The organism is Croceicoccus bisphenolivorans (genome assembly GCF_001634625.1).
GTDB classification, from domain to species: domain Bacteria; phylum Pseudomonadota; class Alphaproteobacteria; order Sphingomonadales; family Sphingomonadaceae; genus Croceicoccus; species Croceicoccus bisphenolivorans.
Genome location: NZ_LRSE01000006.1, coordinates 82,422 through 108,427, shown reverse-complemented (window position 1 = coordinate 108,427; position 26,006 = coordinate 82,422). Strand labels below are relative to the sequence as shown.

Below are 26,006 nucleotides of genomic sequence, written 5' to 3'. Positions count from 1 at the left end.
CGCGGCTCTCAACTTTCGTGGAAATCGATGACGGTGACCTGCGGGTTCTTGCCCGACCAGCGCCGCGCCGCGCGTCGCACGGCAAGCCGCGCGGTTTCCCGCACGACATCGCGATCCTTGGCGCGCCCGCCTTTCAGCTTCGCCAGCGCAGTCCGCAAGTCGTCCCGTGCCTCGGCCAGAAATTCTGCTTCGTCTTCATCAAGCGGCAGGCCGATCGGGTGGATCACCGGCCCGGCCTTCGAACCGGGCGGCGGCAGCACGACGGTGACGTGACCGTTGTGGGCCAGCCTGCGACGTTCGCCCATGGTTTCACCGTCGGCCGGCACGATAATGTCGCCGTCCAGAACAAGGCGCCCAGTCCGCGCTTCTCCGATCTTGCCGGGATTGCCCGGCGCCAGTCGCACGATGTCGCCGTTCTTCTGGAAGATCTGCTTCGGCACTCCGGCCTCCGCGCCCACCCGCGCCTGTTCGCGCATGTGGCGCATCTCGCCATGCACGGGGACAAGGATTTTGGGCCGCAGCCACCCGTAAAGCGCCTCCAGCTCCGGCCTCCCCGGATGTCCGGATACATGGATCAGGTCGTGACGGTCGGTAACGGTGGTGATCTGGCGTTCGGCCAGCTGGTTCATGATCCGTCCGATAGCCAGTTCGTTACCGGGAATCTGGCGGCTGGAGAATACGACTACGTCGCCCTTTTCCAGATCGATCGGATGGCTCTCCGCCGCGATGCGCGCAAGCGCCGCGCGCGGTTCACCCTGCCCGCCGGTGGCGAGGATCAACACTTCGCCGCGGGGCAGCGCCATCGCAGTGTCGAAGTCGATCGGTTCGGGAAATCCACGCAAGTAGCCATTGGCCTGCGCCGCATCGATGATCCGGTCGAGCGACCGGCCCGCCACGCAAAGCTTGCGCCCAGTTTCCTTCGCCACCTGACCCAACGTCTGCAGGCGCGCGACATTGGATGCGAACGTCGTCACCAAGACCCGCTTGCCACGATGGCGCGCGATCTCTGTATCCAGCGCAAGCCTGACAGCCCCTTCCGAACCCGACGGTTCGGGATTGAACACGTTGGTGGAATCGCAAACCAGCGCAAGTACGCCGTCGTCGCCGATCTCGCTCAGTTCTTCCGGCGTGCTCGGCTCGCCGATCTGCGGATCGTCATCCAGTTTCCAGTCGCCGGTATGGAACACGCGGCCATAGGGCGTATCGATCAGCACCGCATTGCCCTCGGCAATCGAGTGGGCGAGCGGAAGATAGCGCACCGTGAAGGGGGAGCCTGCGCCCCCGGGCGTAAATTCGTCGAGGTGGTCGATGACGATCAGTTCGACCGCATCGGTCAGTTCCGCCTCTTCCAGCTTGCGCATGACGAGATTGGCAGTGAACGGCGTTGCATAGAGAGGCACGCCGAGATCTGCCGCGAAATATGGGACGGCACCGATATGATCTTCGTGCGCATGGGTCAGCACGATTCCGACGAGATCGTCGCTGCGCTCCTCAATGAATTCGAGATCGGCAAAGACAAGGTCGACACCCGGGTATCCCGGATCGGCAAAGCTCATGCCGAGATCGACCATGAGCCATTTGCCTTCGCAGCCATAGAGATTGACGTTCATGCCAATCTCTCCCGACCCGCCGAGGGCCAGGAAGAGCAGTTCTTTTTCAGGGGTCATCGAGCGGGCTTAGACGCCTTTTCGGCAAGGATTGCCAGCCCCTTGAGAGTCAGATCGACATCGACGACATCGAAAATGTCGGTTTGTTCGTCGAACAACAGGGCAAGCCCGCCCGTCGCAACCACCTTGGCCGGACGTCCAATCTCTGCCCGAAGGCGCGCGATCAGCCCCTCTATCATCGAGACGTAGCCCCAATAGACCCCGATATGCATCTGCGATTCGGTGTTGCGGCCAATGACGCTTTGCGTTTCGGAAGGCGCTTCGATCGCGATGCGGGGCAGCTTGGCCGCCGCCTGCACCAGTGCATCGAGGGAAAGGTTGATGCCCGGCGCGATGATCCCGCCCTTGTAGGCGCCATTGAAATCGATGACGTCGAAAGTCGTCGCCGTACCGAAATCGATAACGATCAAGTCCCCCGGCTGTTCATCGTGCGCCGCAATCGCGTTGACCGCCCGGTCTGCGCCCAGACTTGCCGGTTCGTCCACGTCGATGGCGATACCCCACCCTGCGCCGCCTTCGCCGGCGAAGATCGGGGGCTTGCCGAAATACTTCTCACCCAGAACCTGCAGGTTGTGCCGTGCACGCGGCACGACCGTAGAAACGATGACGGTTTCAACCGAATCGAAGGAACACCCCTCAAGCGAGAACAGCTGCATCAGCCAGACGGCATATTCGTCGGCCGTGCGCCGAGCATCGGTTGCGATGCGCCAGCGGGTGCGAACCTCGCGCCCATCCATCAGGGCGAAGACGATATTGGTATTGCCCACGTCGCATGCCAGCAGCATCGCGTCAGGCTCCCTCTTCGCGAAGCAGCAAGACTTCACCCGCGTGAACGGCGCGCATCGTTCCGTCATCCATCCGCATCAGCAGGGCACCTTCGCTGTCGAGACCGGCAAAGGACCCCACGCTGACCGTGTCGGTAACGCCAACGACACGGATAGACGCGCCGATATGCGGGCCGCGGATAGTCCAGCGCGAGATGACTTCAGCAAGCCCCGCCTTGCGCCAGGTGGCCAGTTCCGTTGCCATCCGCTTCGCCAGCTCCTCCGCGAAGTCATCACGGTCGACACGGGCCTTTCGCGATGCCAGCGATGCCGTGCGGCGATCGGGAACATCGGGAGCGATGGACAGGTTTGCGCCGACCCCGATCACGACAACATCACCCGCTCGTTCTAGCAGGATGCCCGCGAGCTTGCCCCCGTCGAGCAGGACATCGTTCGGCCACTTCAGCAACAGGCCCTGCGCACCGCCGATGAAACGGGAAATCGCTTCGTACAGCGCCACGCCGGCAACGAGTGCCAGTGTCTGCGGCAGCGGATCGCCCGAGCGCAGCCGCACGGCGGTGGAGCCCATGAAATTGCCCGCACCGTCGGACCATACCCGGCCCAGACGACCCCGACCGTCGGTCTGTCGGTCAGCGACAAGCCATGCGCCTTCCGCAACCGCTTCTCCCGAAGCAAGGCGGCGGACAAGTTCGCCATTGGTCGAGCCGATCTGCTCGACACATTCGATGCGTTGGCCGCCCGTCATGCGGCGCGCTCCGTTAGCCTACGAAGAGCAGCGCGGCCGCTGCCTTCTGCGCCAGATCGCCGAGCCACGGCGTCAACAGGTAACCGAGCGGTGAGATGAACAGGCATGACACCAGCAATAGCACCTTGTGCGCGGCTGCGTCGACGCCGCTTTCGCCACTTTCGCTGACCACGCCTGCCGGTTCGTCGAAGAATGCGATCTTGACGACCTTCAGGTAGTAGAACGCACCAATGACGCTGGCCGCGATGCCGATGGCGGCAAGCGCGATCAGGTCGGCATTGACGGCGGCCTGGAACACCACGAACTTGCCCCAGAAACCGAACAGCGGCGGAATGCCGGCAAGGCTGAACATCACGGCAGCCAGCGCCCAGGCCAGTGCCGGCCGCGTGCGCGACAAACCGGCCATGTCAGCGATCGCCTCCACCGGATTGCCTTCTGCATCGCGCAGCATCAGCACGACGACGAAGCCGGCCACGCTCATCGCGACATAGATCGCGAGATAAACGAGCATCGCGGCCGCGCCTTCCGGCGTGGCGGCGGCAAGGCCGATCAGCAGGAAGCCGATGTTGTTGATCGACGAATAGGCCAGCAGCCGCTTGATATTCGACTGCCCGATCGCACCGAGCGCACCGACGATGATCGAGGCGAGCGAGACGAAGATCACGATCTGCTGCCAAGCATCGACCTGCGAACCGAACGCACCGAGGGCGACACGCATGGTGAGCGCAAGCGCCGCGACTTTCGGGGCCGTGGCGAAGAACGTCGTCACCGGCGTCGGTGCGCCTTCGTAGACGTCCGGCGTCCACATGTGGAACGGCACGGCACTGATCTTGAAAGCAAGGCCGGCCAGCACGAAAATCAGGCCGAACAACGCGCCGGTCGACAGATCGCCCGAAAGCGCCGCGTTCACACCGGCGAACGACGTCGTGCCGGCAAAACCGTAGGTCAGGCTCATGCCGAACAGGATAATGCCCGAAGCCAATGCGCCCAGAACGAAGTATTTCAGGCCTGCTTCGGCGGAGCGCTCGTCCGTCCGCAGGAAAGCGGCAAGGACATAGGCGGCAAGGCTGTTGAGTTCGAGGCCGATGTAAAGCGACAGGAAGTCGGTCGCCGAAACCATCATGTTCATGCCGAGCACGGCGAACAGGATCAGGATCGGATATTCGGCCCGAATCGCGGCAACCCGTCCGAAGAACGAGGGCGCGACGATCAGCGCGGCACCGCCTGCTGCGTAGATAAGCAGTTTCGCGAAAGCAGAAAACGCATCTGCCGAATACTGGCCGAAGAAGGCCACCCGCTCCGGCCCGACAAGCCCTTGGCACAGTGTGGGTGCGGCAATGAAGGCACAGGCTGCAAGGGCAGCTACGGCGGCGATCGAGATCGCGCGCGACGCCTTGTCACCCGCCCATGCGGCAACGACGAGAAGGACAAGGCCGACGACCGTCAGGATTTCCTCGGCAGCGATGAGCTGCAGCGACTGGGAGAAATCGTTCATCAGTGCGACCCTCCTTCCGCAGCGGCTTCTTCGCCGTGGTGCTCCGCAGCAGCTTCCGGATCAGGGGCCGACAACTGCGCGTCGCCGGCAGGAGCGGCAGCTTCGAGCCGCTGGTCCAGCCATTCGATATCCGCCCGCATCGGCGCAAGGAAGCTTTCGGGATAGACGCCCATCCACAAAACGGCAGCGGCAAGCGGCAGCATCATCGCCCATTCGCGCTCGTCGAGATCGGGCATGGCGGCGGCATCGGCGTTCTTCTGTTCGCCAAAGGCCACGCGGCGGTAGAGATAGAGCATGTAGGCAGCGCCAAGGATGATGCCGGTCGTGCCGATCAGCGCGACCCAGCTGGAAATCTGGTAGACGCCCGCGAGCGACAGGAATTCGCCGACGAACCCGCTGGTGCCGGGAAGGCCGATCGAGGCCATCGTGAACAGCAGGAAGAACAGCGAGTATTTCGGCATGTTGATCGAAAGACCGCCGTAACGGCTGATCTCGCGCGTGTGCAGGCGGTCGTAGATGACGCCGACGGCAAGGAACAGCGCGCCCGAAACCAGACCGTGACTAAGCATCACTATCATCGAGCCTTCCAGCCCCTGCACGTTGAAGCTGAACAGCGCCATGCACACGATCGCCATGTGCGCGACCGACGAATAGGCGATCAACTTCTTCATGTCGTGCTGGACCAGCGCAATTAGCGAAGTAACCACCACCGCGATCATCGAAAGCGCGAAAACCAGCCACGCGAAATTTGCGGATGCTTCCGGAAACATGGGGAGCGAGAAGCGGATGAAGCCGTAGCCACCCATCTTCAGCAGTACGCCGGCCAGGATGACCGAACCGGCGGTCGGTGCCTGAACGTGCGCGTCGGGCAGCCAGGTGTGAACCGGCCACATCGGCATCTTCACTGCGAAGCTGGCGAAGAAGGCCAGCCAGAGCCAGTTCTGCGCACCGGCCGGGAAATCCGTCGCCATCAGGGTTGGGATGTCGGTGGTGCCCGCTTCGCGCACCATCCAGAACATCGCGATCAACATCAGGACCGAGCCGATCAGGGTGTAGAGGAAGAACTTGTACGAAGCGTAAATGCGGTTGTCCCCACCCCAGATGCCGATGATCAGGTACATCGGGATCAGGCCGGCTTCGAAGAAGATGTAGAACAGGAACAGATCCTGCGCAGTGAAAACGCCGATCATCAGCGTTTCCATCATCAGGAAGGCGGCCATGTACTCACCCACCCGCTTGGTGATCGAAAGCCAGCTGGCCCCGATGCAGATCGGCATCAGGAAGACCGACAGCATGATCAGCATCAGCGCGATGCCATCGATGCCGAGCGCGTAGCTGAAGCCAGCGAAAATCTCGGCCCGCTCGACGAACTGCCATTGCGCCCCGCCGATGTCGAACTCTGCCCAGAGCATCACGCCCAGCAACAGGTTCACCAGCGTCGCGACCAGCGCAACCATGCGCGCGGTCTGTGCCGGCACGAAAAAGCAGATGGCTGCACCGACAAGCGGCACCAGCAACATCAGCGAAAGGATCGGAAAGCCGTCCATTATCTAAACCCTGCCCCGTTCCTTAGTGCCCGAGCCCGTTGGCCATGACCCAGCTGATCGCAGCGACCAGACCGAGCAACATGACCAGCGCGTAGCTGTAGAGATATCCGGTCTGCACCTTTTGGGCGTAGCGAGACCCTTGAGCGACGACCCATGCGGCACCGTTCGGACCGAACCGGTCGATCGTGCCTTCGTCGCCCCACTTCCAGAACTTGCGACCCAGCCAGAAGGCCGGCTTGACGAAGATCGTGTGATAGACCTCGTCGAAGTACCACTTGTTCTTGAGGAAGGTGTAGACGCCGCCGAACATGCCGACGAAGCGGCCCGCGGCACCCGGATCGCGGATGTAGTTGTTCCACGCGATGGCAAGGCCGATCAGCATGGCCGCGCCCGGCGCGATCTTCACCCACGTCGGCACATTGTGCATCGCATGGATCAGGTGCTCGTTATAAAAGATCGAGCCGTTCCAGAACTCTGCGCTGTCCAGGAACGAATGGCTCCAGATCGCACCGGCAAGCACTGCGCCCAGCGACAGCACGACAAGCGGCGTCAGCATCACCCACGGGCTTTCATGCGGGTGGTAGCCCGCCGTGCCGTCACCATGGCTTGCATGAGCGTGTTCGTGATGATCGTCGCTTTCCTCGCTCGGCTCTTCATGATGGCCGTACACAGCATGCTGGATATGCTCCGACTGTTCCCAGCGCGGCTTACCCCAGAAGGTGAGGAACATGAGGCGCCATGAATAGAAGCTGGTCAGCAGCGCAGCCACGATGCCCATGAAGAAGGCGAACTGGCCCATTTCGGTGCCGCTGGCGAACGCGCTCTCAAGGATCGCGTCCTTCGAATAGAAGCCTGCGAAGCCGATGTGGAGGAACCAGATGCCCACGCCCGTGATCGCCAGCGTACCGGCCATCATTGCCCAGAAGGTGATCGGGATGTGCTTCCTGAGGCCGCCGTAATAGCGCATGTCCTGTTCGTGGTGCATCGCGTGGATGACCGAACCCGCGCCAAGGAACAGCAGGGCCTTGAAAAAGGCGTGCGTGAACAGGTGGAACATCGCCGCGCCATAGGCGCCGACGCCCGCTGCAAAGAACATGTAGCCCAGCTGCGAGCACGTCGAATAGGCGATGACGCGCTTGATGTCCGTCTGCGTCGTGCCGATCGTCGCGGCAAAGAAGCAGGTGGCGGCACCGATGAAGGTGACGAAAGTCAGCGCCATCTGGCTCGTTTCGAACAAGGGCGACAGGCGGCAGACCATGAAGACACCGGCGGTGACCATCGTTGCCGCATGGATCAGGGCCGAAACGGGAGTCGGACCCTCCATCGCGTCAGGCAGCCAGGTGTGCAGGCCGAGCTGTGCCGACTTGCCCATGGCGCCGATGAACAGCAGGATACACAGCACCGTCATCGTGTCGACCCGATAGCCGAGGAAGCCGATCGAGCTTCCCGCCATTTCGGGTGCACGGTCGAGAATTTCGGGGATCGACGTCGTGCCGAACACGAGGAACACCCCGAAGATGCCCATCATGAAGCCGAGATCGCCGACGCGGTTGACGACGAATGCCTTGATCGCAGCCGCACTGGCGCTGGGCTTGCGGAACCAGAAACCGATGAGGAGATACGAGGCAAGGCCGACGCCTTCCCAACCGAAGAACATCTGGACGAGATTGTCCGCAGTCACCAGCATCAGCATCGCGAACGTGAAGAGCGACAGGTACGCGAAGAAACGCGGCTGATCCGGATCTTCGTCCATGTAACCCCACGAATAGAGGTGGACGAGCGCCGAAACGCTGGTGATCACGACGAGCATTACCGCTGTGAGCGTATCGACGCGCAAGGCCCAGTCGAACGTCATGGTGCCGGACTGAACCCACTTCAGAACAGGCTCGACATAGGCGCTTTCAGCGCCGGTCATGAAGCCGAGGAAGATGGGCCAGGACAGCGCGCAGGACAGGAACAACGCGCCGGTCGTGACGACCTTGGCGGCGAAGTTGCCCATCGCACGGTTGCCGAGACCGGCAATGATCGATGCCAGCAGGGGCGCGAAGACGATGATCTTGATCACTGGGATCAGCCCCTCATGCGGTGAATGTCGTCAACCGCGATCGTACCGCGGCCACGGAAGTAGATGACAAGGATCGCAAGCCCGATCGCCGCCTCACCCGCCGCGACGGTCAGGACGAACATCGCGAAGATCTGGCCGGTCAGATCGCCGAGGAAGGCGCTGAATGCGACAAGATTGATGTTCACGGCCAGCAGGATCAGTTCGATCGCCATCAGGATGACGATGACGTTCTTGCGGTTGAGAAAGATGCCGAGCACGCCCAGCACGAACAGAATCGAGCTGACGACGACGTAGTGTTCGATCCCGATCACAGCGAGACTCCCTTGCCGATTTCAGGCTTCACGTTGACGGTCGCCTCTTCGGGGCGACGCGCCACCTGCCGGGCAACCTTCTGCCCGCGCGTGTCCGTACGTTCACGATGGGTCAGCACGATCGCGCCGATCATGGCGACCAGCAGGATCAGGCCCGCCGCTTCGAACAGGAACAGATACTCGCCGTAAAGCAGAGCGCCGATGCTCTCGATATTGGAGCGCCCTTCGATCGTGGCGGCGGTGCCGTCCGCAGCGCCGAGCTGAAGCTCTCCGGCGCCGTGGATCACAAGGCCGACGAAAAGTTCGACGAAAAGGACGACCGCAATCAGCACGCCAAGCGGTGCGTTCTTCATGAAGCCCGCGCGCAGTTCGGCAAAGTCGATGTCGAGCATCATGACCACGAACAGGAACAGGACCGCGACCGCGCCGACATATACGATGACCAGCAGCATCGCGATGAATTCCGCGCCGACGAGAACCATCAGGCCCGCCGCGTTGAAGAACGCGAGGATGAGCCAGAGGACCGAGTGGACCGGGTTGCGGCTCATGATGACCAGCATGGCGCTGGCGATCAGGAGCACTGCGAACAGGTAGAAGGCTATCGTGTGGATCATGTGATCTTTCCCGCGCGGCCCCTAGCGATAGGGCGCATCGGCTTCAAGGTTCGCGGCGATCGCACGCTCCCACTTGTCCCCGTTGGCCAGCAGTTTCGCCTTGTCGTAGAGCAGTTCCTCACGCGTTTCGGTCGCGTATTCGAAGTTCGGCCCCTCGACGATGGCGTCGACCGGGCATGCTTCCTGACAAAAGCCGCAGAAGATGCACTTGGTCATGTCGATATCGTAGCGCGTGGTGCGGCGCGAACCGTCGTCGCGCGGCTCGGCCTCGATCGTGATGGCCTGCGCCGGGCACACTGCCTCGCACAGCTTGCACGCGATGCACCGTTCCTCGCCGTTCGGATAGCGACGCAGCGCGTGTTCGCCGCGGAAACGGGGCGACAGCGGGTTCTTCTCGAACGGATAGTTGATCGTCGCCTTGGGCTTGAAGAAGTACTTCAGCGTGAGGGCATGCGCCTTCACGAACTCCCACAGGGTGAACGATTTTACGAGTTGGGCGACGCTCATGCGTACCTCGTGAACATAAGCCAGCCGGAGACCAGCACCACAAACAGGAGCGAGATCGGCAGGAAGATCTTCCAGCCAAGCCGCATCAGCTGGTCGTAACGGTAACGCGGCACCGTCGCCATGACCCAGCTGAACATGAAGAAGAAGAAGAAGGTCTTCAGGAGGAACCAGATGATGCCCGGCACATAGTACAGCGGAGCCCAGTCGATCGGCGGCAGCCAGCCACCGAAGAACAGGATCGTGTTCAGCGAGCACATCAGCAGGATGTTCGCGTATTCACCCAGCCAGAACAGCGCGAAGCTCATCGACGAATATTCGGTCTGGTAACCGGCGACGAGTTCGCTTTCCGCTTCGGTAAGGTCGAACGGAACGCGCTGCGTTTCAGCCAGCGAGGAGATGAAAAACATCACCCACATCGGGAACAGCAGGATGTTGAAGAAATAGCCGTTCACGAAGCCGAGGCCGTGGCCTTTCTGTGCGTTCACGATTTCCGTCAGATTGAATGTCCCGGCCCACAGCACGACGCAGATCAGGATGAAGCCGATGGAGACTTCATAACTGATCATCTGGGCCGAGGCGCGCATGGCCGAGAAGAACGGATACTTCGAGTTCGACGCCCACCCCGCCATGACGACGCCGTAAACCGACAGCGACGAGATCGCGAGAATATAGAGCAGGCCGACGTTGATATCGGCAAGCACCACGCCCGCATCGAACGGGATCACCGCCCATGCACCCAGCGCGACAGTAAATGTCACGATCGGCGCAAGCAGGAAAATGCCCTTGTTCGCGGCCGAGGGAACGATGGTTTCCTGCAGGAAGACCTTCAGACCGTCGGCAAACGATTGCAGCAGACCAAAGGGGCCGACCACGTTGGGACCGCGCCGCAGGTTGATCGCGGCCCAGACCTTGCGGTCGACATAGATGATCATCGCGACGGCCAGCATCAGCGGCAGCGCGATCAGCAGAATCCCGCAGATCGTGGCGATGAACCACGCCCACTCGTAATTCATGCCGAGCGATTGGAAGAAAGCAGTCATTCCGCGGCCTCCGCAAGGGTCTCACCGTGGAGCAGTTCTGCCGAGCAGCGCTGCATCGTCGGGCTGGCGCGGCAGATCGCATTGGACAGGTAGAAGTCGGCGACGGGATAGCCGGTAATGACGCCCGATGCATCGCCGCCACCTGCGGGAAGCGCAGTGCCGAAATCGGCCAGACCTTCGTTTGCCAGTGCCGGTGTATCCGCGAACATGGCCGCACGAAGCTGGTCATACGTGTCGAAACCGACCGTCACGCCAAGCGCATCGGCCAGCGCACGCAGGATCGTCCAGTCCTCGCGAGCGTCTCCGGGCGCAAATACGGCCTTTTCGCTACGCTGCACGCGGCCTTCGATGTTGACGTAAGTGCCCGGCTTCTCGGTATAGGCAGCCGCTGGCAGGACGATGTCCGCCGCGTGCGCACCCTTGTCGCCATGGTGGCCGATGAAGACCTTGAGACTGTCGGAGAACTTGGTGAAGTCCACCTCGTCCGCGCCAAGTGCCAGCAGTACCTTCGGCTTTGCCGCGACGAGGTCGGCAATGCCGCCCTGCTGAGCAAGGCCCAGCATCAGACCACCCATACGCGACGGCGAGAAGTGGAGCGTGTTGAAACCGTTCCACGTGCTTCCGTCGTCAAGCTGGCGAACGACGTTCCATTCCGCCGCCAATGCCAGAACCTTGCCCGTCGCGCCACGGCCGGCAGCCGCACCGCCCATGATGATCGCCGGACGCACCGCTTTGGCCATCGCGTCGGAAACATCGGCAGGCAGCTTGTTCAGCACAGCGAGATCCGCGCCGAGGAACGTTGCAGGATAAGTCGTTTCCCACTCGGGACCAACGACAAACACCTTTGCGCCGCGCTTCACCGCCTTACGCAGGCGGACGTTGAGCAGCGGCGCTTCGTGGCGGATTTGACTGCCGACGATCAGGACCGCATCCGCGTTCTCTATCTCTGCCAGCGTAGTGTTGAAGTTCACGGCAGCAAGGTTGTCGGTCGGGTAAACCAGCCCCGTCTGACGCCCTTCGATCAGCGTCGAACCCATCGCGCCGAGCAGCGCCTTGGCCGCGAACATCGTTTCGCAATCGAGCAGGTCGCCATAGACCGCGGCAATGTCGTTGCCCGGTTTGGCAGCCTTGATCTTCTTGAATGCCTCGTCCCAGCTTGCCGGCTGGAGCTTGCCGTTATTGCGCACGAACACCTTGTCGAGGCGGCGGCGGGTGAGGCCGTCGACTGCGAAGCGCGACTTGTCGGAGAGCCATTCCTCGTTCACGTCGTCGTTGATGCGGGGCAGCACGCGCAGCACTTCGCGGCCGCGACTGTCGATGCGGATGTTGGCGCCCATGGCATCCATCACGTCGATGCCAAGCGCCTTCTTCAGCTCCCAAGGCCGTGCTTCGTAGGCATAGGGCCGCGAAGTCAGCGCGCCGACCGGGCACAGGTCGATCACGTTGGCAGAAAGCTCGTGCTTGGCCGCGTGTTCGAGATAGGTTGTGATCTGCATGTTCTCGCCGCGATAGAGCGCGCCGATCTCGTCTACGCCGGCGATCTCTTCGGAGAAACGCACGCAGCGGGTACAGTGGATGCAGCGCGTCATCGTCGTCTTGATGAGCGGGCCCATGTTCTTTTCAGTAACCGCGCGCTTGCTCTCGTCATAGCGCGAACCGCCGCGACCATAGGCGACCGACTGGTCCTGCAGGTCGCATTCGCCGCCTTGGTCGCAGATCGGGCAGTCGAGCGGGTGGTTGATGAGGAGGAACTCCATCACGCCCTCGCGGGCGTTCTTCACCATCTCGCTGTCGGTGCGGATTTCCTGTCCCTCGGTGGCGGGCAGCGCGCACGAAGCCTGCGGCTTGGGCGGCCCGGGCTTAACCTCGACAAGGCACATGCGGCAGTTGCCCGCGATGCTCAGGCGTTCGTGATAGCAGAAACGCGGGATTTCCTTGCCCGCGAGTTCGCAGGCCTGCAGGACGGTGGCGCCTGCGGGAACCTCGATTTCCTGACCGTCTACCTTAACTGTCGGCATTACTCAGCTGCCTCTGCCATGTTGCCCGCTTCCGCGATGCGGCGTTCGAGTTCGGGACGGAAGTGCTTGATCAGGCCCTGGATCGGCCATGCGGCCGCATCGCCAAGCGCGCATATCGTGTGGCCTTCCACCTGCTTCGTCACCTGCTGCAGCATGTCGATCTCCTCCACTGAGGCATCGCCCACGCGCAGGCGTTCCATCATCCGCCACATCCAGCCGGTGCCTTCGCGGCACGGCGTGCACTGGCCGCAAGACTCGTGCTTGTAGAAGTAGCTGATCCGGCTGATCGCCTTCACAATGTCGGTGGACTTGTCCATGACGATGACTGCCGCGGTGCCAAGCCCCGAACCGACCGCCTTCAGCCCGTCGAAGTCCATCGGCGCATCCCAGATTTCCGCCGCCGGAACCAGCGGGACCGACGAGCCACCGGGGATCACGGCCAGCAGGTTGTCCTTGCCGCCGCGAATGCCGCCACAGTGCTTCTCGATCAGCTCGCTGAACGGTATGCTCATCGCTTCCTCGACCACGCAGGGCTTTTCGACGTGCCCGCTGATCTGGAACAGCTTGGTGCCCTTGTTGTTCTCCCGCCCGAAGCTGGAGAACCAGTCGGCACCGCGACGCATGATCGTCGGCGCGACTGCGATCGATTCGACGTTGTTTACCGTCGTCGGGCAGCCATAAAGGCCGGCACCTGCCGGGAACGGCGGCTTGAGGCGGGGCTGACCCTTCTTGCCCTCAAGGCTCTCGATCATCGCGGTTTCTTCGCCGCAGATGTAGGCGCCCGCGCCGCGGTGGACGAAGACATCGAAGTCGTAGCCCGAACCGCAGGCGTTCTTGCCGATCAGGCCGGCGTCATAGGCCTGCTTGACCGCGTCCTCTAAGCGCCATGCCTCGCGGATGTATTCGCCGCGAATGTAGATGTAGGCGGCGCGCGCGCGCATCGCGTATCCGGCGACCAGCGCGCCTTCGATCAGCTTGTGCGGATCGTGGCGGATGATCTCGCGGTCCTTGCACGAACCGGGCTCGGACTCGTCGGCATTGATGACGAGGAAGCTGGGACGACCGTCCTTGCTTTCCTTCGGCATGAACGACCACTTCATGCCGGTGGGGAAACCCGCACCGCCGCGACCGCGCAGGCCGGAGGCCTTGATCTCGTCGATGATGGCATCCTGCCCCTTGGCAAGAATGTCCTTGGTGTTGTCCCAGTCTCCACGCGCCTGCGCCGCCTTCAGGCCCCAGTCCTGATAGCCGTAGAGGTTGGTGAAGATACGGTCCCGGTCAGCGAGCATTCGCGAGCGCCCCTCTAACTACTCCAGCGAGCATCAGCTCAGCCCTCCGAACACGAAAATGGCGGCAGCGATCAGGATCACGACAAGCGCGACCGTCTTCACGATACCCTTGAGCACCTTCCAGGCCACGAACACCGCGACCAGAGCCAGAACGATGACGATAAGCTGATCCAACTTACCACTCGCCCCGATAATCGTGGTTGGCATCGGCCATCGCGGTCAGCGTGCTGAGCGCGCCGACCGGCTCTACCGTGTGACGGCCCGGTTCCTGCGTTCCGGCCTTCGGCGTTTCGCCCGCGGCCAGCGCATCGAGCACGGCATCGAGCCGCTCGCCGGTCAGGTCTTCGTAGTTGTCGTCGTTGATCTGGACCATCGGCGCGGACGAGCAGTTGCCCATGCACTCCACCTCGGTCAGCGTCCACAGGCCGTCGTCGGTCGTGTGGCCCTTCTTCATGCCGCGCTTCTTGCAGGTTTCCATGACCTCGTCCGAACCGCGCAGCCAGCACGGCGTGGTGCCGCAGACCTGCACGTGGAATTTGCCGACGGGTACGAGGTTGTACATCGTGTAGAAGGTCGCGACCTCCACCACGCGGATGATCGGCATGTCGAGATAGGCGGCGACGTATTCCATCACCGGAACGGGCAACCACCCCTGCGTACCCGTTTCCTCGCCCACCTGCCGCTGCGCGATGTCGAGCAGGGCCATAACCGCAGATTTCTGGCGGCCTTCGGGATAGTGCGAGATCTGTTCCTTCGCCTTCGCCTCCCACGCGGGGGTAAAGGCGAATGCGCCCCAACGCTCCCGCAGTTCGGGCGTGACGGGTTCGAGATAGCGGTCAGCCATTAGCGGACGAACTCCACGCGGGCGCATTTGTCGCCCTCGAATGTATAGATCGCGACAACGTCGAACGGTTCGACCAGCGCCGACCCGTCGGTCGCCGGTCCGCGCGTGACATGTTCGCGGAAGATCACGTAGTTGCCGATTTCCTGAGCCTCGACGATTTCTGCGCGATTTTCGGGCCAGCGGGCGAAAGCGGCGGCAAGCCCTGTGCGGGTGCCGTCCTTGCCATCGCGCACGACATCGCCGCGATAGTTCGCCTCGCATGCATCGTCGGTCATGAACGAGACGTAGGTGTCCACGTCCTGTGCATTATAGGCTTCGATCATCGCGCGGGCGATGTCGGTCAGGCTGCGGGCGATCGTGTCAGCCACGGGGACCACCTCTCCGTCGCTTGAACGCTTCCCACTGGCTCTGTCCGAACATATACAGCTCGAAACCACCGATGCAGGCGATGACATCGGGCAGCCAGTCGGCCGTATCGGTGCCGAGGTACATCGCGAGGAAATGGAACGCGATAAGGATCAGGCCGGTTGCCGAGGCAAGGACGCTGATCTGCTGTGTCGGGTTCAGTCTCACCGGTCGCACTCCCCGAAAACGACGTCGATCGCGCCTAGAATGGCGGTCGCGTCAGGCAGCATGTGGCCCTTGCACATCATGTCCATCGCCTGAAGGTGGCTGAACGCGGTGGGCCGGATCTTGCAGCGATAGGGTTTGTTCGAACCGTCGGATACGAGATAGACGCCGAACTCGCCCTTGGGGCTTTCCGTCGCGACGTAGACTTCGCCCGCCGGCACGTGAAACCCTTCGGTATAGAGCTTGAAGTGATGGATCAGCGCTTCCATCGAGCTCTTCATCTCGCCGCGCTTGGGCGGGCTGACCTTGCGGTCAAGGCTGGCGATCGGCCCGTCGGGCATTTCGGCCAGGCACTGCTTCATGATCTTGGCCGACTGGTACACTTCCTGCACGCGGACCATGAAACGGTCGTAGCAGTCGGAATTCGTGCCGACGGGAATCTCGAAGTCCATACGGTCGTAAACGTCGTAGGGCTGGCTCTTGCGCAAATCCCACGGAACGCCGGCTGCGCGGATCATCGGGCCGGAAAAGCCCCATGCCAATGCGTCGGCCTTGCTGACGACGGCAATATCGACATTACGCTGCTTGAAGATACGATTGTCGACCACAAGGCTCATCGCGTCGCCGAACAGTTCGGGCAGGCGCTTGTCCAGCCAGTCGCCGATGTCGGTCAGCAGCTTCAGCGGCACATCCTGATGCACGCCGCCGGGGCGATACCACGCACTGTGCATGCGGGCGCCGGACGCGCGTTCGAAGAAGTTGAGGCAGTCCTCGCGGATCTCGAACATCCACAGGTTCGGCGTCATCGCGCCGACGTCCATCACGTGGCTGCCAAGGTTCAGCATGTGGTTGCAGATGCGGGTCAGTTCCGCGAACAGCACGCGTAGGTACTGGGCGCGGATCGGCACCTCCACGTTCAGCATCTTCTCGATGGCCAGAACGTAGCTGTATTCCATCGCCAGCGGCGAGCAGTAGTCGAGCCGGTCGAAATACGGCAGCGCTTGCAGATACGTCTTGTACTCGATCAGCTTCTCGGTGCCGCGATGGAGCAGGCCGACGTGCGGATCGACGCGCTCGATGATCTCGCCGTCAAGCTCCATCACCATGCGCAGAACGCCGTGCGCCGCGGGGTGCTGCGGCCCGAAGTTGATCGTGTAGTTTGTGATGACCTCGTCGCCGGTCGTGGGCGACTGTTCAAGCTGCATCGTCATGCGCTGCAGCTCCACTTGCCGGTATAGGGATCGCGTTCGCCGTCGGGGAACTTCAACGTCAGCGTCGCGCTTGCCTTGTCGTCGGCAACCAGCACGATCGCCGTTATCGGCAACGTGCCGTCGGCGCCTTCACGCACGAACGTCGGGCCGTTCAGCAGGTACTCGGTACCCCCGCTCTGCGCGTAAAGCGCCGTTGCCGCCTGTCCGTTGGGGCGAACCACGGCAGCGCCGGGCTTTTCCTCCTGCGTCGGCGCGCCGGCGGTCAGCAGGGCACGGCCGCCCTCGTCCATGAACACGCACAGGCCGGCACCCTTCGTGCTGTCGGCAATGATCGTGCCATCATTCGCCTCGAGCGCGAGAAGTTCGGCATAGGCGAACTCGCTTTGCGCGCCGGGCAGAGTGGTATCCAGCTTAGCTTCGGTCGGTGCGACGACGACATTCTCTGCCGTCGTCGTTTCGGCGACGACAGGTGCCTCGGCAGCCTGTTCACATGCGGAGAGCGCCAGACCGGCCAGGACCGGAGACGCCAGAAGAGCGATACGCAGTTTCACTCGCCATCCTCCTTCTTCACTTCGGTTGCCTTCGCCGTATCGGCACCCTTGCCCTTGCGGGCTTTTTTCGCAGGCCGATCCTCGGTCGTCGTGGGTGCGTCGGCATCGACCTTGCCCTCTGCCTTTGCGGGTGGCGGTGCGGAAACCTTGTCGTCCGACTTGGCGTCGGTCTTCGCGCCTGCTCCGGTATCGGAAGGCTTGTCCGTTGTCTTCGGCTTGTCGACCGCAGGCGGAGCAGGCGTTTCGGCGGCCTTTTCGTCACCGGGAAGGACGTAATCGGCCCCTTCCCACGGGCTCATGAAGTCGAAGCTGCGGAAATCCTGCGGCAGGCTGACCGGTTGATAGACGACGCGCTTGTCCTCTTCGGAATAGCGCAATTCGACATGGCCTGTCAGCGGGAAGTCCTTGCGGAAGGGATGCCCTTCGAAGCCGTAGTCGGTGAGAATGCGGCGAAGATCGTCGTTTCCGGAAAACAGCACGCCGTAAAGGTCGAAAACCTCACGCTCCAGCCAGCCGGCATTGGGCCAGATGGAAGTCACGCTGGGCACCGGCTTCGCTTCGTCGGTCGAAACCTTGACTATCAGGCGGTGGTTCTTCGTGACCGAAAGGAGGCAGTAGCAGACCTCGAACCGCTCGGCCCGCGACGGATAGTCGACGCCCGCGATTTCCATCAGTTGCTGATATTCCTGCCCGTCGCGCAGGGCGCGCATGGCGTCGGCCAGACGGTCACGCACGACCGTCAGCAGGATTTCGCCATGCTCTTCGTGAACGCCGGAAACCATGTCGCCAAGCGCGCCTTTGAGCGCATCGGCAACGCCATCGTTCGACGCGTATTTCGGAGCGGAGTGCAGGACAGCCATTTCTCGCCTCTCCTTACCGCGAAACCGTGCCGACGCGGCGGATCTTGCGCTGCAACTGCATCACGCCATAGAGCAGCGCTTCGGCAGTCGGCGGGCAGCCCGGCACGTAGATGTCGACCGGCACGATCCGGTCGCAGCCGCGCACGACGCTGTAGGAATAGTGGTAGTAGCCACCGCCGTTCGCACACGATCCCATAGAGATCACGTACTTCGGATCAGACATCTGGTCGTAAACCTTGCGCAGGGCCGGAGCCATCTTGTTGCACAAGGTGCCGGCCACGATCATCACGTCCGACTGGCGCGGCGATGCGCGCGGCGCAACGCCGAAACGTTCCATATCGTAACGCGGCATGTTCACGTGGATCATCTCCACCGCGCAACAGGCAAGGCCGAACGTCATCCACCACAGCGAGCCGGTACGGGCCCACTGGAACAGGTCCTCGGTGCTCGTGACAAGAAAGCCCTTGTCATTCACCTCGGTCTGCAGCGCGTGGAAATAGTCCTGGTCTGGCTGGCGCACCTCTCCGGGCCGAGCCGCAGGCACGAGGGTTTCGTTCACTCCCATTCCAGGGCTCCCTTTTTCCACGCATAGGCAAAGCCGATGACGAGTTCACCCAGGAACACCATCATCGTGATCCAGCCCGGCCATCCCGTCAGATCGAGGCTGACGGCCCATGGAAACAGGAACGCCGCTTCGAGATCGAAGATGATGAACAGGATGGCGACGAGGTAGAACCGCACGTCGAACTGGCTGCGCGGATCCTCAAAAGCGGGGAAGCCGCACTCGTACTCCGAGTTTTTCTCGGCATCCGGGTTATGCGTCCCCGTCAGGCGCGAGACGCCCATCGGAAGGAAGACGAAAAGGGCGGAAAGCCCCAGCGCAATCCCGAGGAAAAGCAGGATCGGCAGATATTGCGTTAGATCGACCAAAACAGACTCGCTTTGCATGTCGCGTTGCGGTTGCGAAAAGCGCCCTAGGCATCTGTCGCGCATGGCGCAAGGGGGCCATTTGGCGAACTGCCCCGGAATGCCCCTACGTAACCCTGCTCGCAATCATCAGCGCATAGGCGGAAAGCCCCATCAGCGTGCCCAGCGGAAGGGCGCTTTCAGCCCCCACCTGCCTCCCCGCAAGCTTCAGGAAAAGCGCGAGAACAAGTCCGGCAAAGGCTGCAAGGAGCAGTGTCAGGACAACGTTCATTACGCCCACCCACAGGCCGATCGCACCCAGCAGCCACGGGTCGGCGCTGCCCAGCCCGTCTCGTTTCAGAACGAACCGGTAGAGCAGAGCGGGCGCAGCCAATAACGCAAAACCCAAGGCCCCGCCCGCCACCTGATCGAGTATGGCGGACACGGCGACCGTACCTGCCTGCTTGTCCAGAACCGGCAGCAGAAGGGCCGACGCCGCAAGCAGCGCTATCGCGCGCGGCGGAAGCCAGAAATGTCGGCCATCCAGGATCGCAAGGAGCAGCAGTTGCCAACCCAGTATGGCGATGGCGGCGCCCTCTCCAACAGTGGCGGCGACACCCATGGCCGATAGCCCCACAAAGGCACCGCCCAGTTCCGCGATCAGGTGCAGGGCATCGATGCGGGCACCGCAAGTCCGGCACCTGCCCCTGTTGAAAACGTAAGAGAGGACCGGTACAAGATCGAGCGGGCTAAGCGGGCGCTTACAGGAATCGCAATGCGACCTGCCCGCAACGATCCCTTCGTCCCGTGGCAGGCGCATGGCCGCCGCACCGACGAAGCTACCGACAAGAAGGCCAATGCCGCCCCCGGCCAGGATCATCGGCCAGTTCATGGCACCTCAGGGCTCGCCAGTTCCCCAAAGGCGATTTTCGGCCATCCAACCCGATTTCTCGCCCACCGCGAAGCGGCACCAGCCATCGCGACACTCACCCAGTTCGCCGGAAACGCCAGGTTCGGCCCGCCAGAGCAGCTTGCCGGTCTTTTCGGGCTTCGCCCGGATCGCCGCCGGTTCGTCACCGGTGACGATCGCCGTCCGTTCGAGGCTGAGAAAGCGGGAGACGATCCAACCACGCGTTCCGTCAGGATCCTCGACAAGGCGCCAACCGCTAAGTTTGCGTACCACTTTCATCGGCAGGCCGACGCGCTGGTAAACCCATTCGATCGGATACGATTCGCTTGGGCCCACACGCATGTTCGCCTCGTCCGCGCGCAACGAAACCCAATAGGGCACTTCCTCTTCTGCCAGTGCCGGACCGGACTGGGCAAGCAACAGCGCGGCAAGCGCGGTAACGGTTATGCGGAACATGTCTGCGCGCAAGACGATAAGGCTCCCTGTGGCGCGATCTTGATCAATCGCATAGCGGTCCTTCCACCATGCCCGCAAGCTTCGGTGCTTGACCATCCACCTGATGTGGAAGTAGCGCAAATCCCATGCCCGACCGCAGCGACATGACACCGTCCAGCACCGAAACCCGCCGCGTTACCGGAACCGTCCGTGTCGGCGTGACCCGGCACCTGCTTCCCTCGGTCGAAAACCGCATGGGCGAACTGTTCGACGTGCGCCTCAATCGCGAGGATCGAACACTCAGCCGGGAAGAGTTGGTCGCACTGACGCAGGACATCGACGTTCTGGTCCCGACGGTCACCGACCATATCGACGCAGACCTGATCGCCAAGGCCGGGCCGTCGATGAAGCTGATCGCCAATTTCGGCGCGGGCACCGACCATATCGACCTGAAGGCCGCCCGCGCACGCGGCATCATGGTCACCAATACGCCCAGCGCCTTTACCGAAGACACCGCCGACATGACTCTGGCCCTGATCATTGGCGTGATGCGCCGCATGCGCGAGGGCACGCGGATCATCCACCACGGCCAGTGGACCGGCTGGGCCCCCTCCGCGATGCTGGGGCGCAAGATGGGCGGAAAAGTTCTGGGTATCGTCGGTATGGGCCGGATCGGTCAGGCAGTAGCCCACCGGGCACGCGCTTTCGGCATGCGCATCGTCTATCACAACCGCCACCGCCTGCCCGAAGCGGTAGAGCGGATGCTTGGCGCAGAGTACGAGGAAACGCTGGCCGGCCTGCTTGCCAATGCCGACGTGGTTACCCTGCACTGCCCGGCAACCGAAAGCACGCATAACATGATCGATGCTGCCGGGCTCGCGACGATGAAGCAGGGTTCGGTGCTGGTGAATACGGCCCGCGGCGAACTGGTCGATTACGAAGCGATGATCGCCGCGCTGGAAAGCGGGCATCTGTGGGGCGCGGGGCTGGATGTCTATCCCGAAGAACCAAAAGTCGATCCACGCCTGATCGCGCATCGCAACGTGATTACCCAGCCCCACCTTTGCAGCGCGACAGAGGAAGGTCGCGAAGCTTCCGGAGGGCGCGTTATCGCGAGTATTCGCAGCTGGGCCGACGGGCACCGCCCGCTGGATCAGGTGCTGGAAGGCTGGGTCTGAGCCCGCTTTAGTCCTCGCGTCTTACAGGCTCGTAACGCAGGATACCGGCAATCCCGCCACCGCCGTCATTGGGATGCAAGCGGCCTTCCGATACCACGATTTCGGTAAAGTCGAACGGGCTGATGCCATCGATACAAGCGACGTTCACACCGAACTGCGTCGGATCGGACCGGCGCTGGTGGTGGGTGTAGATGCCGCACTGCTTGCAGAAGTAGTGCTTCGCCTCACCCGTATTGAAGGTGTAGAGCGTAAGCAGCTCTTCGCCGCGCGTAATCTCGAATTCGGCAAGGTTCGCGCTGACCGCAACCGCACCGCGCATCCGGCAGATCGAACAGTTGCAGCGCCGCGCTGAAGCGAAATCGACCGTGGCGGCAAAGCCGACGCCGCCGCAATGGCAGGCGCCGGTCACTTTGCGCATGTCGCTTGCCGCCATCAGTCGCCGGTCAGGATGCGATCGACCAGCTGCTTCACAGTCGGCGTGAAGCCGTTTGAATAGAACGGGTCCTGCTTGAAGCGATAGGCCGCATGCCCGGCGAAGGCCAGGTTCTCGTCAACCGGCCCGCCGTGGGCGATATCCTGCAGGGTCTTCTGGATGCAGAAGCTGCGCGGATCGGCCAGACGCCCGGTGGTGTAGTCGTCATGGTCCTTCCAAGACGAAAACCCGCAATGCGAAAGACAGCCCATGCAGTCGGCCTGGTCCTTGCGGATGGTCTCACGCTCTTCCGGTGTCACGAAGACGAGCGTGTCGTCCGGCGTCTTGAGCGCGGTTTCGAAACCATCGGCGGCATAGCCGCGGGCGCGGTCACGGTCATGCGGCGTGACCCAGAAGTTCTTGCCCTTCACCCCTGCGTCAAGCTGTACGGTATGATCGCCGGCTTCCACGCGCGAATAGGGAATCTGGCGGTCCGAACGCGCTTCCAGATTGCGCAGGAACGGGTTGCGCACGGCAGAGGAATAGAAGCCCGTCGGCGAAAACTTGTGAAGCAGGACATCGCCCGGCTCCAGCGTGCGCAGCATGTCCTTCCACCCCTGCGGGATGGGGCTTTCGTCGGTCAGCAGCGGGCGCGTGCCGAACTGGAACGCGATCTTGCCCAGTTCCGGATTGTCGATCCAGTTGTCCCATTCGCGCAGGAACCATACGCCACCCGCCATGACGATCGCGGTGTCTTCCGAAACGCCTTCCTTGCGCATCGTGGCGCGCAGTTCGGCAACGCGCGGATAGGGATCCTGCGGCTCACGCGGGTTTTCCGCGTTCGACAGCCCGTTGTGACCACCGGCCAGCCACGGATCTTCATAGACCACCGCGGCCATGAGTTCCGGAACCTTGGAATAAGAGCGCTTCCAAAGCGCGCGGAAAGCACGCGCCGAAGACACGATCGGCAGGTAATGCACACCGTAATGCTGCGCGATTTCAGCCAGCTTGTAAGGCATGCCCGCACCGCAGGTCACACCGGTGACAAGCCCCTTGGTCTGTTCCAGAATACCTTCCAGAACCGCCTGGGCACCGCCCATTTCCCACAGGACGTTGATGTTGATCGCGCCCTGCCCGCCCGAAATCTCGTGGGCGCGCTTCACCTGTTCGACGCCGCCATCGATGGCATAGCGGATCAGCTGTTCGTGCCGTTCGCGCCGCGTCATCTGTTCGTAGACCTGCGGCACGATCTTGCCCTCGGCATCATAGCTGTCGGCGTTCACCGCGCTAACCGTGCCGATGCCGCCGGCAGCCGCCCATGCGCCCGAACTGGCATGGTTGGTCGCCGAAACGCCCTTGCCACCCTCGATCAGCGGCCAGACTTCCTTGCCGCCATAGTTGATGGGTTGCAGTCCCTTGAAACTCATGTCCTGTATGCCCCAGATTCCTGCGGTTCGTGACCGCCAGTCGCAATTGGATCGCCCTCACCTGACGCCAGTTCCTGCTTGCAGGCAACAATATCCTGCGGATCGGGTCGTGGCCCTTCGGGTTCAAAGCGGGCGTAGTAACCGGCCAGTTCGGGCCGGCGGATGAAAGTGGCAAGGCGGAAACCGACCGCCTCGAATTCGCAGAAGAGCAGCGCCGGCGGAATGCCGTGCTCGCCGGTCGGGCGGTCGACATCGACGACGACAACCTGCCCGTCGTTCTTCAGGGCGGGCCGAAGCCGCCACAGAAACGCATAGGGCTCCGTCACCTCGTGGTACATGTGGACGAGGAACACGCGGTCGAAACTGTCTTCGGGCAGGTTCGGATCGTCTTCCGAACCCTGCTTGATCGAAACGTTATCCAGCCTCTCGCGCTGAACGCGCGCGCCCAGCCGTTCGAGCACGGCCGGATCGATATCCTGCGCCAGCACGCGCCCGCGCGAACCGACACGTTCGGCAAGACGCGTCGTATAATAGCCTTCACCCGCGCCGATGTCGGCCACGGTCATGCCCTTGCTGATATTGGCAAGGTCCATGACCATCGCCGCCTCGTTCCTGTCGTCGCGCGTGCGTTCGTTGGAAAACTGGTTGCTGGTGGTCTGTGAAACGGGCCGGTCGGCACTCGGAAAATCGCGCGCGGTTTCCGGCCTTTCGTCAGTGTCCCTTGCCGAAATGTCGCAGCCCGACACCCCTGCCGTGACGGCGCATAAAGCGACAGCCGCTGCAAGAGCGCGAAGCAGTCTCAATCCACGTCTTCCACTTCGACGCTCTCGCCCGTCACGCGCTGCGCGAGGGCTGCCGAAATGAACGGATCGATCGCGCCGTCCAGCACGTCGGCCGGGTTGGTGGAGACATGGCCCGTCCGCAGGTCCTTCACCTGCTGATAGGGCTGCAGAACGTAGGAACGGATCTGGTGGCCCCAGCCGATCTCGGTCTTCGCCGCATATTCGCCTGCCGTCACCGCCTCGCGCTCGGCGAGTTCCTTTTCGTAGAGCCGGGCCTTCAGCATGTTCATCGCGGTGGCGCGGTTCTTGTGCTGCGAACGGTCGTTCTGGCTGGCGACCACGATGCCGGTCGGCTGGTGGGTGATGCGAACGGCGGAATCCGTCGTGTTGACGTGCTGTCCGCCCGCGCCCGATGCGCGGTAGGTGTCGATCTTGAGGTCGGCCGGATTGATCTCGATCTCGATATCGTCGTCGATGACCGGATAGACCCAGACGGAACTGAACGACGTGTGCCGCCGCGCCGAACTGTCATAGGGGCTGATCCGCACGAGCCGGTGAACGCCGCTTTCGGTCTTGGCATAGCCGTAGGCGTTCTCGCCCTTGATCAGCAGGGTCGCGCTCTTGATCCCGGCCTGTTCTCCGGCCTGGTATTCGACCAGTTCGACCTTGTAGCCGCGCCGTTCGGCCCAGCGCGAATACATGCGCTGCAGCATCTCGGCCCAGTCCTGGCTTTCCGTACCGCCGGCACCGGCATGCACTTCCAGATAAGTGTCGGAACCGTCCGCCTCGCCCGAAAGCAGGGCACCGACCTTGTCCTTGTCGGCCCGTTCGGCCAGCGCGGCAAGCGTGTCGATGCCGTCCTTTACCGTGTCCTCGTCACCCTCGGCCTCGCCCAGTTCAACGAATTCGATGGCGTCGGCCATTTCCGCGCGGATCGTCTTCACCGCGCCGATCGCGGATTCGAGGCGGCCGCGCTCGCTCATCACGTCCTTTGCATCCTTGGGATTGTCCCAAAGCGTCGGGTCTTCGACACGCGCATTCAGCTCGTCCAGGCGGCGCAGGGCGACGTCCCAGTCCAGCGATCGGCGGATGAGTGCAAGGGCCGCTTCGATGCGGTCGATATAGGCCTGCCCTTCGGCACGCATGGTCGTTCTCCGTAATTCGCGGTCCGCTTAGCTCAGCCTTTCCGGTCTGGAAAGTGGCACTGGCGGGATAATAATGGGACAGCAGGCCGTTTCACTCCGGCGCTCCCGATGCCTTCGGCAGGAATGCGTGGGTCTATTTGCTTTTCAGCGCCCGAACGGCGGCCAGCGTACGGCTGACATGTTCCCGCCAGTCGAGGTCGGAATGGACCATCACGATCCGGCCGTCTCGCGCGATGACATAGGATGTCCGGTCGCTCAATTCCGCGGACATGCCGGGCCGGTTCAAGGCAACGTCATAGGAACGGATCAGGCCGGGGGTCGCACGGGCGACGGGAAATTCGTCGCGGCAGGCCTCTGTCGAAAAGCGCTTCAGTGTCTCGATATCGTCGTTCGACATACCGACGACGCTGGCACTGGCGGCGCGGAAATCGTCCATCGCCTCGGCAAAGGCATGAGCCTCCAGAGTGCACCCTTGCGTGAAAGCCTTGGGGTAGAAGTAGAGGACGACAGGCCCCTTCTTCAGCGCCTCGTCCAGATTGAAGCTGAATGCTTTTCCGGCAAGCGCCCCGCTGGTCGTGAACAGCGGCGCGGCATCACCCTTTTTCAGGGCGGCATGCGCAGGCGCCGAAAGCGTCGAAAGTGCGAGGACCGCGGCAATTGCCTGAATGCTATGTGCGAATTTTTTCATGACC

29 protein-coding genes are annotated in these 26,006 nt (G+C 62.5%); 1 reads left to right on the top strand and 28 read right to left on the bottom strand.

Annotated elements, in window-relative coordinates:
* Nucleotides 1–8: 8 nt before the first annotated feature.
* The 23 genes from A7A77_RS08415 to A7A77_RS08310 form a co-directional block, all read right to left on the bottom strand.
* Entirely contained in the window at nucleotides 9–1,667 is a 1,659-nt protein-coding gene (locus tag A7A77_RS08415; RefSeq protein ID WP_066556273.1) for a ribonuclease J, read from the bottom strand.
* Nucleotides 1,664–2,452, bottom strand: coding sequence for a type III pantothenate kinase (locus A7A77_RS08410; protein ID WP_066556271.1), 789 nt, complete (start codon nucleotides 2,450–2,452; stop codon nucleotides 1,664–1,666). Before A7A77_RS08410 ends, A7A77_RS08415 begins: the two co-directional genes overlap by 4 nt.
* Nucleotides 2,453–2,456: 4 nt before the next feature.
* Nucleotides 2,457–3,197, bottom strand: coding sequence for a biotin--[acetyl-CoA-carboxylase] ligase (locus tag A7A77_RS08405; protein ID WP_066556269.1), 741 nt, complete (start codon nucleotides 3,195–3,197; stop codon nucleotides 2,457–2,459).
* Between the two features lie 13 nt (nucleotides 3,198–3,210).
* Entirely contained in the window at nucleotides 3,211–4,692 is a 1,482-nt protein-coding gene (gene nuoN / locus A7A77_RS08400) for an NADH-quinone oxidoreductase subunit NuoN (protein WP_066556267.1), read from the bottom strand.
* Nucleotides 4,692–6,239 carry an NADH-quinone oxidoreductase subunit M gene (locus A7A77_RS08395; protein ID WP_066556266.1) on the bottom strand — a complete coding sequence of 516 codons (1,548 nt, stop codon included), beginning with the start codon at nucleotides 6,237–6,239 and terminating at the stop codon, nucleotides 4,692–4,694. The genes nuoN and A7A77_RS08395 overlap by 1 nt, the downstream gene beginning before the upstream one ends.
* Before the next feature lie 22 nt (nucleotides 6,240–6,261).
* A complete protein-coding gene (nuoL, locus tag A7A77_RS08390) occupies nucleotides 6,262–8,310 on the bottom strand; it encodes an NADH-quinone oxidoreductase subunit L (RefSeq protein WP_156500484.1) in 2,049 nt (682 codons plus the stop codon).
* On the bottom strand, nucleotides 8,310–8,615 hold the full coding sequence (gene nuoK, locus A7A77_RS08385) for an NADH-quinone oxidoreductase subunit NuoK (RefSeq protein WP_066556264.1): 306 nt from the start codon (nucleotides 8,613–8,615) through the stop codon (nucleotides 8,310–8,312). The genes nuoL and nuoK overlap by 1 nt, the downstream gene beginning before the upstream one ends.
* A complete protein-coding gene (locus tag A7A77_RS08380; protein ID WP_066556263.1) occupies nucleotides 8,612–9,229 on the bottom strand; it encodes an NADH-quinone oxidoreductase subunit J in 618 nt (205 codons plus the stop codon). Before A7A77_RS08380 ends, nuoK begins: the two co-directional genes overlap by 4 nt.
* Nucleotides 9,230–9,250: 21 nt before the next feature.
* Nucleotides 9,251–9,736 carry an NADH-quinone oxidoreductase subunit NuoI gene (nuoI, locus tag A7A77_RS08375; RefSeq protein WP_066556262.1) on the bottom strand — a complete coding sequence of 162 codons (486 nt, stop codon included), beginning with the start codon at nucleotides 9,734–9,736 and terminating at the stop codon, nucleotides 9,251–9,253.
* Nucleotides 9,733–10,776 carry an NADH-quinone oxidoreductase subunit NuoH gene (nuoH, locus tag A7A77_RS08370; protein WP_066556260.1) on the bottom strand — a complete coding sequence of 348 codons (1,044 nt, stop codon included), beginning with the start codon at nucleotides 10,774–10,776 and terminating at the stop codon, nucleotides 9,733–9,735. The genes nuoI and nuoH overlap by 4 nt, the downstream gene beginning before the upstream one ends.
* Nucleotides 10,773–12,794 (bottom strand): NADH-quinone oxidoreductase subunit NuoG, encoded by a 2,022-nt coding sequence (nuoG, locus tag A7A77_RS08365; RefSeq protein ID WP_066556259.1) that lies wholly within the window; start codon nucleotides 12,792–12,794, stop codon nucleotides 10,773–10,775. Before nuoG ends, nuoH begins: the two co-directional genes overlap by 4 nt.
* Nucleotides 12,794–14,083 carry an NADH-quinone oxidoreductase subunit NuoF gene (nuoF, locus tag A7A77_RS08360; RefSeq protein ID WP_066556258.1) on the bottom strand — a complete coding sequence of 430 codons (1,290 nt, stop codon included), beginning with the start codon at nucleotides 14,081–14,083 and terminating at the stop codon, nucleotides 12,794–12,796. Before nuoF ends, nuoG begins: the two co-directional genes overlap by 1 nt.
* A 33-nt stretch (nucleotides 14,084–14,116) precedes the next feature.
* Nucleotides 14,117–14,257 carry a hypothetical protein gene (locus A7A77_RS18155; RefSeq protein ID WP_172799868.1) on the bottom strand — a complete coding sequence of 47 codons (141 nt, stop codon included), beginning with the start codon at nucleotides 14,255–14,257 and terminating at the stop codon, nucleotides 14,117–14,119.
* 1 nt (nucleotide 14,258) lies between these two features.
* The gene (locus A7A77_RS08355; RefSeq protein ID WP_066556257.1) at nucleotides 14,259–14,927 is read right to left on the bottom strand and encodes a complex I 24 kDa subunit family protein; all 669 of its coding nucleotides are present in this window, start codon (nucleotides 14,925–14,927) and stop codon (nucleotides 14,259–14,261) included.
* A complete protein-coding gene (locus A7A77_RS08350; RefSeq protein WP_281179999.1) occupies nucleotides 14,927–15,295 on the bottom strand; it encodes a nuclear transport factor 2 family protein in 369 nt (122 codons plus the stop codon). Before A7A77_RS08350 ends, A7A77_RS08355 begins: the two co-directional genes overlap by 1 nt.
* Entirely contained in the window at nucleotides 15,288–15,500 is a 213-nt protein-coding gene (locus A7A77_RS08345) for a hypothetical protein (protein ID WP_066556256.1), read from the bottom strand. Before A7A77_RS08345 ends, A7A77_RS08350 begins: the two co-directional genes overlap by 8 nt.
* A complete protein-coding gene (locus A7A77_RS08340; protein ID WP_066556523.1) occupies nucleotides 15,497–16,708 on the bottom strand; it encodes an NADH-quinone oxidoreductase subunit D in 1,212 nt (403 codons plus the stop codon). The genes A7A77_RS08345 and A7A77_RS08340 overlap by 4 nt, the downstream gene beginning before the upstream one ends.
* Nucleotides 16,705–17,259: a hypothetical protein gene (locus A7A77_RS08335; RefSeq protein WP_066556255.1), complete on the bottom strand. Its 555-nt coding sequence runs from the start codon at nucleotides 17,257–17,259 to the stop codon at nucleotides 16,705–16,707. Before A7A77_RS08335 ends, A7A77_RS08340 begins: the two co-directional genes overlap by 4 nt.
* Entirely contained in the window at nucleotides 17,256–18,119 is an 864-nt protein-coding gene (locus A7A77_RS08330; RefSeq protein ID WP_066556254.1) for an NADH-quinone oxidoreductase subunit C, read from the bottom strand. Before A7A77_RS08330 ends, A7A77_RS08335 begins: the two co-directional genes overlap by 4 nt.
* 13 nt (nucleotides 18,120–18,132) lie before the next feature.
* Nucleotides 18,133–18,684, bottom strand: coding sequence for a NuoB/complex I 20 kDa subunit family protein (locus tag A7A77_RS08325; protein WP_066556246.1), 552 nt, complete (start codon nucleotides 18,682–18,684; stop codon nucleotides 18,133–18,135).
* Complete coding sequence (locus A7A77_RS08320; RefSeq protein ID WP_066556522.1) at nucleotides 18,675–19,049, bottom strand: NADH-quinone oxidoreductase subunit A; 375 nt, start codon at nucleotides 19,047–19,049, stop codon at nucleotides 18,675–18,677. The genes A7A77_RS08325 and A7A77_RS08320 overlap by 10 nt, the downstream gene beginning before the upstream one ends.
* A gap of 103 nt (nucleotides 19,050–19,152) precedes the next feature.
* Nucleotides 19,153–19,905, bottom strand: coding sequence for a prepilin peptidase (locus A7A77_RS08315; protein ID WP_066556519.1), 753 nt, complete (start codon nucleotides 19,903–19,905; stop codon nucleotides 19,153–19,155).
* Nucleotides 19,906–19,923: 18 nt separating this feature from the next.
* Entirely contained in the window at nucleotides 19,924–20,391 is a 468-nt protein-coding gene (locus tag A7A77_RS08310) for an SH3 domain-containing protein (protein WP_066556515.1), read from the bottom strand.
* 125 nt (nucleotides 20,392–20,516) lie between these two features.
* Here A7A77_RS08310 and A7A77_RS08305 point away from each other — a divergent pair, with 125 nt between their 5' ends.
* A complete protein-coding gene (locus A7A77_RS08305; protein WP_425388554.1) occupies nucleotides 20,517–21,548 on the top strand; it encodes a 2-hydroxyacid dehydrogenase in 1,032 nt (343 codons plus the stop codon).
* 7 nt (nucleotides 21,549–21,555) lie between these two features.
* Here the strand turns inward: A7A77_RS08305 and A7A77_RS08300 are convergent, their stop codons facing one another.
* From A7A77_RS08300 to A7A77_RS08280, 5 genes are all read right to left on the bottom strand, one after another.
* Nucleotides 21,556–21,966 carry a GFA family protein gene (locus A7A77_RS08300; RefSeq protein ID WP_066556508.1) on the bottom strand — a complete coding sequence of 137 codons (411 nt, stop codon included), beginning with the start codon at nucleotides 21,964–21,966 and terminating at the stop codon, nucleotides 21,556–21,558.
* A 14-nt stretch (nucleotides 21,967–21,980) separates the two neighbouring features.
* Nucleotides 21,981–23,387 (bottom strand): NAD(P)H-dependent flavin oxidoreductase, encoded by a 1,407-nt coding sequence (locus A7A77_RS08295; protein WP_066556244.1) that lies wholly within the window; start codon nucleotides 23,385–23,387, stop codon nucleotides 21,981–21,983.
* Nucleotides 23,384–24,190, bottom strand: a complete 807-nt coding sequence (locus A7A77_RS08290; protein WP_425388553.1) for a class I SAM-dependent methyltransferase — start codon at nucleotides 24,188–24,190, stop codon at nucleotides 23,384–23,386. The genes A7A77_RS08295 and A7A77_RS08290 overlap by 4 nt, the downstream gene beginning before the upstream one ends.
* A complete protein-coding gene (gene prfB / locus A7A77_RS08285) occupies nucleotides 24,187–25,314 on the bottom strand; it encodes a peptide chain release factor 2 (protein ID WP_066556242.1) in 1,128 nt (375 codons plus the stop codon). Before prfB ends, A7A77_RS08290 begins: the two co-directional genes overlap by 4 nt.
* Nucleotides 25,315–25,447: 133 nt before the next feature.
* Complete coding sequence (locus tag A7A77_RS08280; protein WP_066556503.1) at nucleotides 25,448–26,002, bottom strand: peroxiredoxin; 555 nt, start codon at nucleotides 26,000–26,002, stop codon at nucleotides 25,448–25,450.
* Nucleotides 26,003–26,006 lie beyond the last annotated feature (4 nt).